General features: G+C 40.0%; 10 protein-coding genes. 5 read left to right on the top strand and 5 right to left on the bottom strand.

The window, feature by feature from the left end; all coding sequences use genetic code 11:
- The first annotated feature begins 29 nt into the window (after window positions 1–29).
- Entirely contained in the window at window positions 30–959 is a 930-nt protein-coding gene (locus BT797_RS18805) for a LysR family transcriptional regulator (RefSeq protein ID WP_045110548.1), read from the top strand.
- 83 nt (window positions 960–1,042) lie between these two features.
- Entirely contained in the window at window positions 1,043–1,426 is a 384-nt protein-coding gene (locus BT797_RS18800) for a hypothetical protein (protein WP_045110549.1), read from the top strand.
- 93 nt (window positions 1,427–1,519) lie between these two features.
- Here the strand turns inward: BT797_RS18800 and BT797_RS18795 are convergent, their stop codons facing one another.
- From BT797_RS18795 to BT797_RS18775, 5 genes are all read right to left on the bottom strand, one after another.
- On the bottom strand, window positions 1,520–2,380 hold the full coding sequence (locus BT797_RS18795) for a PA4780 family RIO1-like protein kinase (protein WP_045110550.1): 861 nt from the start codon (window positions 2,378–2,380) through the stop codon (window positions 1,520–1,522).
- Between the two features lie 242 nt (window positions 2,381–2,622).
- Entirely contained in the window at window positions 2,623–4,725 is a 2,103-nt protein-coding gene (locus tag BT797_RS18790) for a 3-hydroxyacyl-CoA dehydrogenase NAD-binding domain-containing protein (protein WP_075473146.1), read from the bottom strand.
- Between the two features lie 3 nt (window positions 4,726–4,728).
- A complete protein-coding gene (locus tag BT797_RS18785; protein ID WP_075473145.1) occupies window positions 4,729–5,943 on the bottom strand; it encodes an acetyl-CoA C-acetyltransferase in 1,215 nt (404 codons plus the stop codon).
- Between the two features lie 108 nt (window positions 5,944–6,051).
- A complete protein-coding gene (locus BT797_RS18780) occupies window positions 6,052–6,597 on the bottom strand; it encodes an ankyrin repeat domain-containing protein (RefSeq protein WP_244534243.1) in 546 nt (181 codons plus the stop codon).
- A 67-nt stretch (window positions 6,598–6,664) separates the two neighbouring features.
- Window positions 6,665–8,179, bottom strand: a complete 1,515-nt coding sequence (locus tag BT797_RS18775; protein WP_045110554.1) for a catalase — start codon at window positions 8,177–8,179, stop codon at window positions 6,665–6,667.
- Between the two features lie 235 nt (window positions 8,180–8,414).
- On the opposite strand from BT797_RS18775, the gene radD reads away from it, so the two are divergent.
- From radD to BT797_RS18760, 3 genes are all read left to right on the top strand, one after another.
- Window positions 8,415–10,130: a DNA repair helicase RadD gene (radD, locus tag BT797_RS18770; RefSeq protein ID WP_075473143.1), complete on the top strand. Its 1,716-nt coding sequence runs from the start codon at window positions 8,415–8,417 to the stop codon at window positions 10,128–10,130.
- Between the two features lie 297 nt (window positions 10,131–10,427).
- Window positions 10,428–11,537 (top strand): efflux RND transporter periplasmic adaptor subunit, encoded by a 1,110-nt coding sequence (locus BT797_RS18765; RefSeq protein ID WP_045110556.1) that lies wholly within the window; start codon window positions 10,428–10,430, stop codon window positions 11,535–11,537.
- A gap of 11 nt (window positions 11,538–11,548) precedes the next feature.
- The gene (locus tag BT797_RS18760; RefSeq protein WP_075473142.1) at window positions 11,549–14,677 is read left to right on the top strand and encodes a multidrug efflux RND transporter permease subunit; all 3,129 of its coding nucleotides are present in this window, start codon (window positions 11,549–11,551) and stop codon (window positions 14,675–14,677) included.
- Window positions 14,678–14,706 lie beyond the last annotated feature (29 nt).

Here is a 14,706-nt window from a genome sequence, read left to right as displayed (position 1 = left end):
TTTATTATTATCATTATCAGGATTCATTTATGCATGTTTCTTTTGAGCAGTTAAAAAGTATGGTTGTATACGCACAAATTGTCGAACAAGGCACGCTCTCAGCGGCCGCTCGGCATTTAAACCTATCTCGCGCAGTAGTCAGTTACCATCTTAAAAAACTTGAAACTCAATTAGGACTCAAGCTGCTTAATCGAACAACTCGCAACTTTACACTCACTGAAGCAGGACAACAGTACTATCAACACTGTCAAGAAATAGCGCAACAAGCTGAAGCTGCAAATCAACAAATCGAGAATTTAAAGCACGAACCTGAAGGTTTGATAAAAATAACATGTCCGGTTAATGTCGGATTACAGATAATTGTCCCAGCTTTAAACATGTTCAAGGTCCAATTTCCGAAGATTGAATTGGACATCATGCTTACTGATGATATCGTTAACATTATGCAGGAAGGCATTGACTTGGCAATTAGAGGCGCACCGCTTACTGATTCAGGTTTACAAGCTCGTAAACTAATATCGATGAAAACCTGCCTATGTGCATCACCTGATTATTTAAACAAGTACGGTCGGCCAAAAAACCCTACCGAACTTGTCGAGCATAGCTGGGTGTTATACAAATTAAGTTCAAGTACGTTAACACTAACGAAAGGAAGTCGAGCTTACAGCGTAAAACCAAAAGGGAGTATTAGTACGAATAATGCAGCAGCAAGAACAGCGTTTGTAGAAGGCGGTCATGGCATTGCACGTATTCCTTTTTATGATGCAGCGCCAAAAATTGAAACCAATAAACTGGAGCTGTTATTATCTGATTATGAACTCTCGAACATTGATCTATATGGTGTTTTTCCGCCTGGAAGCGCGGGTTCGAAAAAGCATAGGGTGTTATTAGCGTTCTTAAGGGAACATTTTAATCATTTATCGAAAATATGTGACCGAGATCGAACTATTACTTTTTAGGCATTATTTGTAAGGTCTAAACCTCTCTAAAGCAAAGTTTGAGGCTAGACTTAAATTAGTTTTAAACAAGTGGAGATAAACCAATGCAAGCAGTAGCATTTATAAATGAGAAATCAGTGTTATTAACCGACAGTGTGAATAAATTTCTCATGCATAAAATCAGTTACAAAGTATTAAGTAACTTGGTGTGGGATGTTTTACAAGATTGGCAATCTCTAGATGTCATCGACGAAAAAGTATCAGGGGAAAAAGAGCATATATTTTGGTTTCTCATTTTTGAATTACACTATTGGGAAGAGAACACATTAATAAAGGATGCAGAACTGCGTAAAAACTTATACGCCTGTGCCTTGTATCTAGAACGTGAGCAAGATTTACCTAAATTCTGTGTTGGTTTACGCCCAAATCGACATGTGTCCGAGGAGAGCTTAACAAATACGGAGAAAGATATCGTTACATCAGATTAAATTGAAAACATAAGCAGCTAATAAATATGTCTAATAATAGAATGAATACATTAAAAAACCCCTTAGTTTAATTTAACGAAGGGGTTAATGATTTTATTCGACTTCTTCTTCCGCAAATTGAATACGCGCTAAGCGTTCCAATTCTTCTTCTCTTGCCGCATTAATTTCATCTAAAATACCAGCTACATCTGCAGATTCTGTATTTTCAATAAACAGACCAGTCAATTCAACATCAACAGTGAGCTCTGCAGCTTCGTATAAAGCCCACATTTCTTTAGCATATTTTGTCTCAAGTAATTCTGGTGCATATTGCCCGTAATATTGTCTCATATTATCAACATCACGTTCTAACATCCATTTCGCATTGTTGTTTGCTGACGCATCAACCGCTTGTGGCAGATCAATAATAACAGGACCATGTTCATCGACAAGCACATTAAATTCGGATAAATCCCCATGAATAAGACCTGCGCAAAGCATTAATCTTGCGTAGTGGATCATTTTTCCATGATCAATCACAGCCTGCTCTGGCGTTAATGCAACATCCGCTAAACGCGGCGCAGCAAAGCCATCAGCATCGGTGACTAACTCCATGAGTAATACACCGTCAAAGCAACCATAAGGTTCAGGAACGCGAACACCTGCATTATCTAAGCGATATAACGCATCAACTTCGGCACTTTGCCATATTTTTTCTTGTTCGTTACGGCCAAAGTTAGAGCCTTTTTCCATTGCACGAGCACGTCGACTATTACGAACTTTACGACCTTCTCGATATTGCACCGCTTGTTTAAAACTGCGGTTCTCTACGTCTTTGTAAACTTTCGCGCAACGGATCTCCTGACCACAACGCACGACGTATACAGTTGCTTCTTTACCACTCATTAACTGACGCAATACTTCGTCAACAAGCCCGTCATCAACAAGAGGTTGTATTCTTTGGGGCACTTTCACTAGTTATTATTCCCTAGTTAACCGTTACATGAATCTAGGATAATAACATTAAGTTAATTTGTTTTAAAAGACCACTGCCTAATTTATAAACGGTCATTATCGTCTTTATTCACTAACTCGCTCAAATTTATCTTAATAAACTTCGCCGGTCGGGGGTTTAGGCGCACTTTGGACTTGTACTTTATTAAGTTTTTCTTTTGATCTTTTTATTAGAAAAGATTTGATAGTTAGCCCACAAAACTTCATTCTTTCCAGTGAGACAGCACGGCTGAGGGTGTGAATTGCGGACCAAACTGCTCACACAATTGCTCAGCGCGCAGCTTAAAGTTATCCGAACCATAATGGTCAACGAATTGTAAAACACCACCCGTCCATGCAGGAAAACCTAATCCCATAATAGAGCCGATATTAGCATCACGACTACTGGTAACGACTCCTTCTTCATATGCTCTAATCGCTTCGAGAGATTGCACGAATAATAATCGGTCTTTAACAGTATCGATATCCCAGTCATCCGTTGTCGGAAATAAATCGGCTAAACCAGGCCACAACCGCTTTACCCCTCCCCCGCTATAATCGTAGAATCCAGCGCCTGTCGACTTACCAAGCCGTTTTAGGAGGAGTAATTGATCTAACACCCTATCTGCAGAGTTATCAGGTCGTGTTTTCCCCTCAGCTTTTAAATCAATTCGAGCTTGATTACGTACATTATCAATCAGTGACAAGCTAACTTCATCAAGAATAGCCAAAGGCCCTACGGGTAACCCAGCTTGAATTGCTGCATTTTCAATGACTTCTCCTGGAATACCTTCACTTAGCATACGCATAGCTTCCGATACATAAGTAAAGAATACACGTGATGTGAAAAAACCACGAGAATCATTAACAATAATGGGGACTTTACCAATCTGCAGCACTAAATCATAAGCAGCAGCCAAAGTCTTTGACGATGTTTTATCGCCTTTAATAATTTCAACAAGTGGCATTTTGTCCACAGGAGAGAAAAAGTGCAGACCAATAAAATTTTCAGGCTTCGTAGACGAATTAGCTAAACTGGTAATCGGTAATGTTGATGTATTGGACGCCATAATAATATCATCACCAACAGCTTGTAATATTTCAGTTGTTGCTTGTGACTTTACTTTTCGATCTTCAAATACCGCTTCAATCACCATTTCACAACCGATTAGGTCAATGGGATCTTTTGTCAGAATAATACGTTGTAATATTCTACTTTTCTCTGCATCAGACAATTTACAATTCGCTAAAATAGAAGCTGAATATGACTTGGCAAATACTGTTTTTTCAAGACTTATATCTTTTAATACGACAGTAATACCATGGCTTGCTAAAGCATAAGCAATACCAGCCCCCATCATACCCGCACCTAATACACCAATTTTACTAAATGTCGTTAACGCAGGTTCCTTAGGGCGCGACGCACCGGCCTTAATCTCGTTATGCTGATACCAAAACGTATTCATCATATTTTTAGCGACTTGACTACGGATGACATGAATAAAATAGCGTGTCTCTATCCGTAATGCAGTATCAATATCCACCTCAGCGGATTCAAGCATCACAGATAAAATGGCTTCCGGGGCTGGTAAGTTACCCTGTGTTTTTTTCTTTAGTATTGCAGGCGCAGTTACTATTATCCCAACCATATGTGGGTCTTTCACATTCCCCGCTGGTAATTGGTAATCCTTAGTATCAAAGCATTGCCTTACCGGTAATGACTGTGACAGGATCCAATTTATTGCTTGCGCCATCATTTGAACATTTGATGTCGCGATTTGATCGACTAATCCAAGTGCAAGACCCTCTTGGCAATCAAATAGTTTGCCCTTAAGTAAGTAAGGAGAAGCAGCCTCCACACCAAGTATCCGAGTCATTTTGACAACGCCACCAACACCAGGCATTAAACCTAATGTTACCTCAGGTAAACCTAGCACTACTTTTTTCGATAATGCGATACGATAATGACACGCTAGCGCCAATTCCCAGCCACTGCCTAGAGCTGCACCATTGATACATGCAACAACTGGCTTGCCACATACCTCCAGCAACCGTATCGCTGCTTTCAACGATGACAATAACGAATAGCTTTCATCTACACCTTGCTCTGCACATTGACTAAGCTCAGCTATATCACCACCAGCAAAAAAACTGGATTTTTCAGAACGTAATATAACCCCTGTAAACTGCATATCTTTTAGTTTATTAATCGTCGCTATGTAGTCATCAATAAACACTCGATCGAGTAGATTAACACTTGCATTGGGCTTATCTAAAATTAAATGCACTATTCCAGCACCGTCTTGCTCTATACGGATTGATGACATACGTTACCCCTTTACACGTTCAATAATTGTTGCGATCCCCATACCGCCACCGACACACAAGGTTACAAGGCCACGTTTCAAGTCACGTGCTTCTAACTCATCTAGTAATGTCCCTAAGATAATTGCCCCCGTAGCCCCAAGTGGATGACCCATGGCAATAGAACCACCATTCACATTGACGATGTCTGGTGAGACATTAAGTTCACTCATAAATCGCATAACGACGGCGGCAAAGGCTTCATTGACCTCAAATAAATCAATATCATCTATGGTTAATCCCGCCACTGCTAATGCTTTTTGGGTCGCGGGTACGGGCCCAGTTAACATGATTGTGGGATCAGCGCCGACCACAGCAGTAGCGACAACTCTTGCTCTTGGTTTTAATCCCCATTTAACGCCCGCTTCAGCGCTACCGAGTAAAACCAGCGCTGCCCCATCAACAATTCCAGAGGCATTGCCTGGTGTATGGACATGTTGAATTTGTCCGACTTGTGGATACTTACGTTGAGCAACACTATCAAAAACAGTTTGACCAAGGCGACTAAAAGAAGGGTTTAGCTTTGCTAATGTAGCGAGAGAACAATCTGGACGAACAAGCTGATCTTTATCAAGTAATAATATGCCATTACGATCACATACAGGAATAACTGATTTATCGAATGCGTTACGTTGCCAAGCCGCAGTGGCGCGTTGATGGGAACGAACAGCAAAAGCATCAACATCTTCACGACGATAACCATCCAGTGTCGCAATTAAGTCAGCACCGATACCCTGTGGCATATAGTCAGTGGCTAGGCTTGTTTCTGGATCCATCGACCAAGCGCCACCATCGCTGCCCATTTTTACGCGCGACATCGATTCAACACCGCCTGCAATGACGAGGTGCTCCCAACCAGAGCGTATTTTCATTGCAGCTATATTGACTGACTCTAGGCCTGATGCACAAAATCTATTTAAGCTAACCCCTGCAACGTTATCTTTCCAACCTGCAACTAATGCAGCTGTTTTAGCAATGTCAGCACCTTGATCCCCAATAGGCGTAACGCACCCTAACACGATGTCATCCACAGCATCAGTATCAAAACCATGCAGGACCTGTAAATGATTAAGTAAATCAGCTAATAGGTTAACGGGCTTAACTTCATACAAAGCACCACTTGGTTTACCTAAACCTCGCGGCGTTCGAATAGCGTCATAAATGAATGCTTGGGGGATCATCAGAACCTCCTAGATAGATAGAAATAAAAAGCAGACCTTACCACAACAGTAGCACAACATAACCGCAACAATAGTGCGGCAGATCATAGGGTTTATACTGATATTCTATTAATACGCTTGAATAGTTTTTGCCGAGTTTCCACTCTTATCTTGTAACTCAACATCAGCCCCACGGGCGATAAGTAAATTTTTTAACTCATCACGACCAAACAGTGTTGCATACATAACGGCAGTCTGCCCTGCGTTATTTTGTTGATTTGTATCACAATCACTTTTCATCAGCGTATTTGCAATTTTAAATTCGGCTCTAAAAATAGCAGCCATTAATGCAGTATTCCCCCTGTGATCCTTAGCGCACACATTTGCGCCTCGTTTAATTAATGTATTAACAATAGATGTTTTACCGTTATATGTTGCGATCATTAAAGCCGTATAACCTTTATTATTTTTGACATCAATTGGTAACCCTGCATTTAAGAATTCATTAACAACCTCATCATCACCAGTTCTCGCCGCAGCATAAAAATACGGTAGCAGCGTGTTATATTCAGCGTTATCAGATAATTCATTAGCACTTAAACTCATGATGGAAAATAAAAATACAACAGGAATAAGAAGGTACTTTATTCGGAATTTTTTTTTTAAATTAAACATGTGATGATACTCAATATGTGGATGCAAATGCGAAAGGAAGTCCTTTCGCATTACTATTCAAATTAACTTATAAGCTCATCGCCATTTTTATAACTTTAGCAAGATCACCGTTTACCGCTTTTGTTAATTGTGTGCCGTATTCAGTATCTGCTTTATAGAAAAAGCTGAGCATCGTATACTTCACACTCTCATTTTTAACCGCACCAAGATCTCCTGATAGGTTTCGAATTAAGTTATGCTGCTCCTGTACAGTAAAACTACGGTAAAGTTCGCCAGCTTGGGCAAAATTCGATTGCTTATCTATAGCAAGTTGCTGCACATGACCCGTTAACGAAGGCGTTGAATGACGTGCTTTTTTATCTTCGACAACACCTTCGCTACTTGGCTGATAATTAACATCCGACATTGTTACGCCCATATTATGTGCGCCATCTTGGTTATAGTTCACCACATTCACAGTAGGTCTGTTAATCGGTAATTGCTGATGATTTGCACCCAAGCGATACATTTGCGTATCAGAATAAGAAAATATGCGTCCTTGTAATAATCTATCTTCTGACGGTTCAATACCTTGGATTAGGTTTGCAGGTGACATTGCTACTTGTTCCGTTTCTTGGAAAAAGTTTGTTGGCATTCTATTTAATGTCATCGTTCCAACTTTCGTTTCAGGAATATTCGTCCACATTTTAGTTACGTCTAACGGATTATATTGAAAATTATTCAGATCAGATGGGTTCATCACCTTAATGTAAAGATCCCACTGTGGATATTGTTCCTCCGCAATGCTGTCATATAAGTCTCGTGTTAAATGCTGAAAGTCCTTCGATTGAACATTAGCAACTTCATCTAGATCTAAATTATCAATACCTTGGAGACTCTTCCAATGAAACTTAACATAATTAACTTCACCTGATTCGTTAATCATCTTATATGCATGAACACCAAATCCATCCATTTTACGGTAACTTGCTGGTGTACCATTATCACTGTAAAGCCAAGTTAACATGTGAGTAGAGCCGGGTTCGTTTGAAAAGAAATCAAAAACGCGATTTGGGTCTTGAATATTAGTAACAGGTGATGGTTTTAACGAGTGGACCATATCAGGAAATTTAATTGCATCCCTGATAAAGAATACAGGCATGTTAAGACCAACAAGATCCCAGTTTCCCTCATCCGTGTAAAATTTAGTTGCAAAACCTCTAGGGTCACGCAATGTCTCAGGACTGCCTTTGCTGTGCATAACAGAAGAAAAACGCACAAACACAGGCGTTTCTTTACCTTTATCTGCAAACGGTGCTGCTGCTGTAATACCACTGAAGTCCTGAGTCGCAACAAATACACCATGAGCACCAGTACCGCGGGCGTGTACAACTCGTTCAGGGATACGCTCACGCGCAAAACGTTGGAGCTTTTGTATCAGTTGTACATCTTCTAATAAAACACTGCCATTTTTCCCAGCCGTCATTGAATTCTGGTTGTCACCTACAGGAGCCCCATTATCTCGAGTAAGCGTTACCGCTGCTGCATTAAAGGCAAGGCTCATACTTAAGGCAATCACTAAATACTTTTTATTAAAATTCATTTTCTATCTCACTCACGCTATTAAATATATTATTGAGTTCGCAGTCTAGAACGATTATTTACGCATGTTAAAACGTTATAACCTAAGTGATTAAATGGTAAAAGCTATCCAATGAGCCTATAAATAGTCAGTACCTATCAATTGATTAGGTAATTATTATCAATATCTAGCTGGACTTTTATCGCTTATATATAAGATAATCCATCCAATAATAAATTCTTAAATAAAACTAACTATGCCTCTTCGCGATTACCAACAAGCAGCAGTAGATGCAGCTTTGGCTCACTTTAGAAAATCAGACCAACCCGCAGTTATCACCTTACCGACAGGCGCAGGAAAAAGTCACGTATTGGCCGAATTAGCACGTCTAGCGAGACATCCAGTACTGATCCTTGCCCATGTAAAAGAACTGGTAGAACAAAATCACAGTAAATTTGAACATGATAGTTTTGAAGCCGGTATCTTCGCGGCAGGTCTAGGTAAGAAACAAGACAGCTTCAAAACCACCTTTGCAAGTGTGCAGTCTTTAAGCCGTAATCTAGATAAGTTTGATGGCTTTTTCTCACTATTGATTATTGATGAGTGTCATCGTGTGAGTTTAAGTGAAGATAGCCAATACCAAAAAGTCATCAACCATTTAAAAAAGACTAATCCCAAGCTGAAAGTACTGGGCCTCACAGCGACACCTTATCGTTTAGATAAAGGCTGGATATACAGAAAACACTATCAAGGCTATGTAAGGACAGAAGACGAGACACCCTTTGAAAGTTGCATATTCGAACTGCCTTTACGCTATCTTGTGCAAAAAGGATTCTTAACCACACCCGCAGTGATTGATGCGCCAGTTGCGCGTTATCAGTTTGACGACTTACCACAGGAATATAACGAAGTTCAATTAGATCAATTTTTAGCTAAAAGCCCGCGCGTAACACAAGCTATCTGTAAGCAATTGATCGAACTTGCCGCCAATCGTGAAGGCATCATGATCTTTGCCGCTAGTATTAAACATGCTCAAGAAATATTTAAGCTATTACCAGACGAACAAGCCGCTATTATCACAGGTAAAACCACCATTAAAGAACGTGATGAACTGATCCGCCAATTCAAAGCCAAAGAAGTAAAATATCTCGTCAATGTATCCGTATTAACCACAGGCTTTGATGCCCCACATGTCGATGTTATTGCCATTTTACGCCGTACGGACTCGGTAAGCTTATATCAACAAATCGCAGGTCGAGGGCTACGCCTTGCGGAAGGAAAAACAGACTGTTTAATCATTGACTACGCCGGTAATGGATTTGATTTATATCAGCCAGAGATAGGGTCAACCAAACCAAACAGTAATAGCGACCTGGTACAAGTACCTTGCCCTAGCTGTGATTTTGCCAACTTGTTTTGGGGAATAACGGATGCGGACGGTGATATCATTGAGCATTATGGTCGACGTTGCCAAGGGTTAGTTGAGCTCAGTAATGGCAGTGAAACACAATGCAATTACCGTTTTAAATACAAGCAATGCCCACAATGTAATGCTGAAAATGATATTGCTGCTCGCGAGTGCCAACAATGTCATGTCGATTTGATCGACCCTGATAATCAATTGAAAAAAGCGCTGCAACTTAAAGACCGTAAAGTGTTACGCTGTTCAGGTATTTCAGCGCTAGCTGATGGCGAAAAAATTAAAATAAATTACCATGATGAAGATGGTGATGTTGTCAAAGAGACCTTCTATTTCAGTAATAACAAACAACGTCAACGATTTTTCAGTATTTTTTCTAGAACCGTCACAGGGCCACCGATTAGCGCGACCACTGCCGAGCAAATAACAGCCCAAATTCAAAGCTTTGTCGCGCCAGACTTTGTCATTGCAAAAAAAGAAAAATACTTCTGGAAAATTGAACATCGTATATTTGACTATAAAGGGAATTACCGAAAAGCCAATCAGCAATAAAACATTCCTAAGTCACAAAAGCTTGAAAAACAATCATAAAAGTTTAAAAAAAAAGCAGTTGGCTGTCACTCTTTCAGAGGTATTGTCAACAGAAAAAACCACTAAAACTACCTATTTGGTAAATATACGTAAATAAGTACTTTTTATCTATAAAAGACTTGATTGGGACCCGTTAACATCTAGAATGAGTAGAACAAATACATCATCTGAACGAGCCATGGCAGACGTTTATAGACTGGCTCAGTCTCACCTCAGAACTTATATAACGTTTATATAAAACCCGGAGTTTATCAATTCATGAAAAAGTGGACCTTAGTCATGTTACTAATCGCACTAGCCTTATTTGGTAGTGTCATTAGTATGAATCTTTATAAACAAAAAATGATTGCAGAATTTATGGCCAACAGGCCTGAACCTGAATTCCCAGTTACTGTTGTCGATACTAAAACAGCTGATTGGATCCCAACAATTCAAGCTATTGGTTTCATTGAGCCTAACCAAGGTGTCGATATTGCGAATGAAGTAGCAGGTAAAATTGATAGCATCACTTTTGATTCTGGTACTAAAGTAACCAAAGGCCAACCATTAGTAAGCCTAGATTCTGAAGTCGAAAAAGCAAATCTGAAAAGCTCGCAAGCAAGACTGAATGCAGCGAAATCAAAATTTTTACGATATGAGGCGCTTTATAAAAAGAACGCCGTATCAAAAGAAGCATTAGATGAATCAGAAGCATCTTACTCTTCGTTACTTGCTGATATCGAAAGTCAAAAAGCAACAATTGCACGTCGTCAAATCACGGCACCATTCGATGGTGAAGTTGGTTTACGTAATGTGTTCTTAGGTGAGTTTTTATCTGCTGGTACATCAATTGTTCGCTTAGAAGATACGAGTGTAATGCGCTTACGCTTCACAGTGCCACAAACACAAATATCTCAAGTCTATTTAGGTCAAGAAGTTGAAATTTTTGTTGATGCTTATCCTGAAACAGCTTTCAGCGGTAAAATTAGTGCAATTGAGCCTGCTGTAAACTTCCAAAGTGGTTTAATTCAAATCCAAGCGGATATTCCAAATAACGAATCACAATTACGTTCAGGTATGTTTGCTCGCGCGAATGTGATCCTACCAACAATCAAAGATCAAATTACTGTTCCACAAACAGCAATTACATTTACGCTTTACGGTGACAATATCTACCTTGTTCGTGAAGATGAAAATGGTGATCTACGTGTAACACAATCTGTTGTTAAAGTGGGCGAACGTATTGATGCAATCGCTCATATCTTAGAAGGTGTTAAAGCTGGCGATAAAGTTGTTACATCAGGCCAAGTTCGTTTAAGTAATAATGCTAAAGTACGCATTATTGAAAACGAGACCCTGCAAGTACCTGCTGAAACACCAATGCTTTAATCGGAGGATAAATGCGCTTTACTGATATTTTTATTAAGCGTCCTGTTCTAGCGGTATCTATCAGCTTTTTGATTGCATTACTTGGTATACAAGCAATTTTCAAAATGCAGGTTCGAGAATACCCTGACATGACCAATACGGTTGTTACCGTATCTACTGGCTACTATGGTGCCAGTGCCGATTTGATCCAAGGCTTTATTACTCAGCCCTTAGAACAAGCGGTAGCCCAAGCCGATAATATCGATTTTATGACTTCATCGAGTGTATTAGGTAAATCAACAATTACCATCACGATGAAACTTAATACCGACCCCAACGCGGCATTATCCGATATTTTGGCTAAAACGAACTCAGTTCGTTCACTACTACCAAAAGAATCTGAAGACCCAACCGTAACTATGTCTACGGGTTCAACGACTGCTGTAATGTATATTGCCTTCAGCAGTGATGAATTATCTTCCAGTCAAGTAACTGATTATCTTGACCGTGTGATCAATCCGCAGCTATTTACGATTAATGGTGTATCTAAAGTAGACATGTATGGTGGTATTAAATACGCACTACGTGTTTGGCTAGACCCGTTAAAAATGGCTGCATATGACCTGACAGCAACCGAAATTATGGGAGTACTGAATAGCAATAACTATCAGTCTGCAACAGGCCAAGCGATTGGTGAATTCGTTCTTTATAATGGTAATGCCAATACGCAAGTATCAAATACTGAAGATCTGGAACGTCTTGTTGTTTCTACTGACAAAGGCCAAGTTATCCGTTTGGGTGATATTGCTAAAGTTACGCTAGAAAAGAGCCACGACGTATATCGTGCATCCGCAAATGGTAAAGAAGCCGTTGTTGCTGCAGTTAATGCCGCACCAACAGCAAATCCAATCACCATTGCTGCCGATGTATTAGCCATATTACCTGAACTTGAACGTAACTTGCCGACTAATATCCACATGAACGTGATGTATGACTCGACAGTTGCAATTAATGAATCAATTAAAGAAGTAATTAAAACGATTATAGAAGCTGCGCTTATCGTGATCGTGGTCATTACTTTATTCCTTGGTTCATTCCGCGCCGTAATCATTCCTATCGTCACTATCCCACTATCACTGATTGGTGTAGCTATGATTATGCAGTCATTTGGGTTCTCGTGGAACTTAATGACGTTACTGGCAATGGTACTTGCAATTGGCTTGGTGGTAGATGACGCCATTGTTGTATTAGAAAATATTGATCGGCACATTAAACTTGGTGAATCCCCTTTCCGTGCGGCCGTTATTGGTACTCGAGAAATTGCAATTCCTGTTATTGCAATGACAATAACACTGGGTGCTGTATATGCGCCAATCGCGTTAATGGGTGGAATCACTGGTGCGTTATTTAAAGAATTCGCCCTTACCTTAGCGGGGGCTGTATTTATTTCTGGTATTTTAGCACTCACATTGTCACCAATGATGTGCTCTAAAATATTATTAGCAAACGCAAAACCAAGCAAGTTTGAACAAACAGTTCATGCCTTCCTTGATCGTATGACTAATACTTATGAAAAAATGATCACCGCAGTAATGCAAAAGCGCCCTGTCATGATCGCATTTGCACTTATCGTATTTGCTGTTTTACCTATGTTGTTTAAATTTATTCCAAGTGAGCTCGCACCGTCTGAAGATAAAGGTGTAATGATGATGCTGGGTACTGCACCATCAAATGCGAACTTAGATTATATTCAAAACACAATGAATGAAGTTAACTCAAAGCTAAACGAACAGCCTGAGATTGCCTACGCACAGATTTTCTCAGGTATACCGAACTCAAACCAAGCACTTGGTATTGCATCTATGGTGCCTTGGAGTGAACGTGAAGCGAGTCAAGCTGAAATAGTTGAACGTGTAACGGGCTTAGTTAAAGATGTTCCGGGAATGTCAGTTATTGCTTTCCAAATGCCTGAGTTACCTGGTGCGGGTTCTGGTCTGCCTATTCAGTTTGTTATTACTACCCCAAATAGCTTTGAAAGCCTATTCCAAGTAGCGACTGACGTATTGACAGAAGTACAATCTAATCCTCTCTTCGTTTATTCTGATTTAGATCTTAACTTCGATTCAGCCACAATGAAGATTAACATTGATAAAGACAAAGCAGGTGCTTACGGTATTACCATGCAAGACATTGGTATTACGCTAAGTACTATGATGTCTGATGGTTATGTTAACCGTATCGATTTAAATGGTCGTTCATATGAAGTTATTCCTCAAGTTGAACGTAAATACCGCTTAAATCCAGAATCAATGAACAGTTACTATGTACGTGCTGCAGATGGCCGCGCCGTTCCACTAGGCAGCTTAATCAGTATTGATGTTGTTGCTGAACCACGCTCACTTCCTCATTTCAATCAGCTGAATTCAGCAACAGTTGGTGCTGTGCCGAGTCCAGGTGTTGCGATGGGCGATGCAATTTCATGGTTCGAAAACACAGCTTCATCTAAGCTACCAAAAGGTTATCGTCATGACTTTATGGGTGAATCACGTCAGTTTGTAACGGAAGGTAGTGCCTTGTATATGACCTTTGCACTAGCACTGGCAATCATTTACCTCGTACTTGCGATTCAGTTTGAATCAGCACGAGATCCTTTAGTTATCATGGTTTCAGTACCCTTAGCAATATCAGGCGCATTGGTTTCTCTTGCTTGGGGATTATCAAGCATGAATATCTATTCTCAGGTTGGTTTGATTACCCTTGTTGGTTTGATTACTAAACACGGTATCTTGATCTGTGAAGTAGCAAAAGAGGAACAACTACATCATGGTAAGAACCGAGCAGATGCTGTTATTGAAGCGGCTAAAGTACGCTTACGTCCAATCCTAATGACAACAGCAGCAATGATTGCGGGTCTTATCCCGTTAATGTATGCAACTGGTGCAGGTGCTGAACAGCGCTTTAGTATTGGTATTGTGATCGTATCTGGTCTTGCAATAGGTACGCTGTTTACCCTATTCATCTTACCTGTAATTTATTCATTCCTTGCGACGGAGCATAAACCATTACCGATTTTCGTTGAAGATGAAGAATTAGAAGAAAGTGATAAACAACATGCAATTGCATGTGCTAAGGCAACTTGTGAAGAAAAACCTACAAGTTAGCTTGATCATTATCATGCAGTAATCAATTC

This window comes from Moritella viscosa (assembly GCF_900120065.1).
In the GTDB taxonomy this organism is placed as follows: Bacteria; Pseudomonadota; Gammaproteobacteria; order Enterobacterales; family Moritellaceae; genus Moritella; species Moritella viscosa.
This window is presented reverse-complemented; position numbering and strand designations above follow the sequence as displayed.

Excerpts from the sequence above, each read along its gene's own strand:
- BT797_RS18780 (WP_244534243.1), bottom strand. The coding sequence starts at position 6,597 with ATGTTTAATTTAAAAAAAAAATTCCGAATAAAGTACCTTCTTATTCCT.
- BT797_RS18765 (WP_045110556.1), top strand. The coding sequence starts at position 10,428 with ATGAAAAAGTGGACCTTAGTCATGTTACTAATCGCACTAGCCTTATTT.
- BT797_RS18805 (WP_045110548.1), top strand. The coding sequence starts at position 30 with ATGCATGTTTCTTTTGAGCAGTTAAAAAGTATGGTTGTATACGCACAA.
- radD (WP_075473143.1), top strand. The coding sequence starts at position 8,415 with ATGCCTCTTCGCGATTACCAACAAGCAGCAGTAGATGCAGCTTTGGCT.
- BT797_RS18800 (WP_045110549.1), top strand. The coding sequence starts at position 1,043 with ATGCAAGCAGTAGCATTTATAAATGAGAAATCAGTGTTATTAACCGAC.
- BT797_RS18775 (WP_045110554.1), bottom strand. The coding sequence starts at position 8,179 with ATGAATTTTAATAAAAAGTATTTAGTGATTGCCTTAAGTATGAGCCTT.
- BT797_RS18785 (WP_075473145.1), bottom strand. The coding sequence starts at position 5,943 with ATGATCCCCCAAGCATTCATTTATGACGCTATTCGAACGCCGCGAGGT.
- BT797_RS18790 (WP_075473146.1), bottom strand. The coding sequence starts at position 4,725 with ATGTCATCAATCCGTATAGAGCAAGACGGTGCTGGAATAGTGCATTTA.
- BT797_RS18760 (WP_075473142.1), top strand. The coding sequence starts at position 11,549 with ATGCGCTTTACTGATATTTTTATTAAGCGTCCTGTTCTAGCGGTATCT.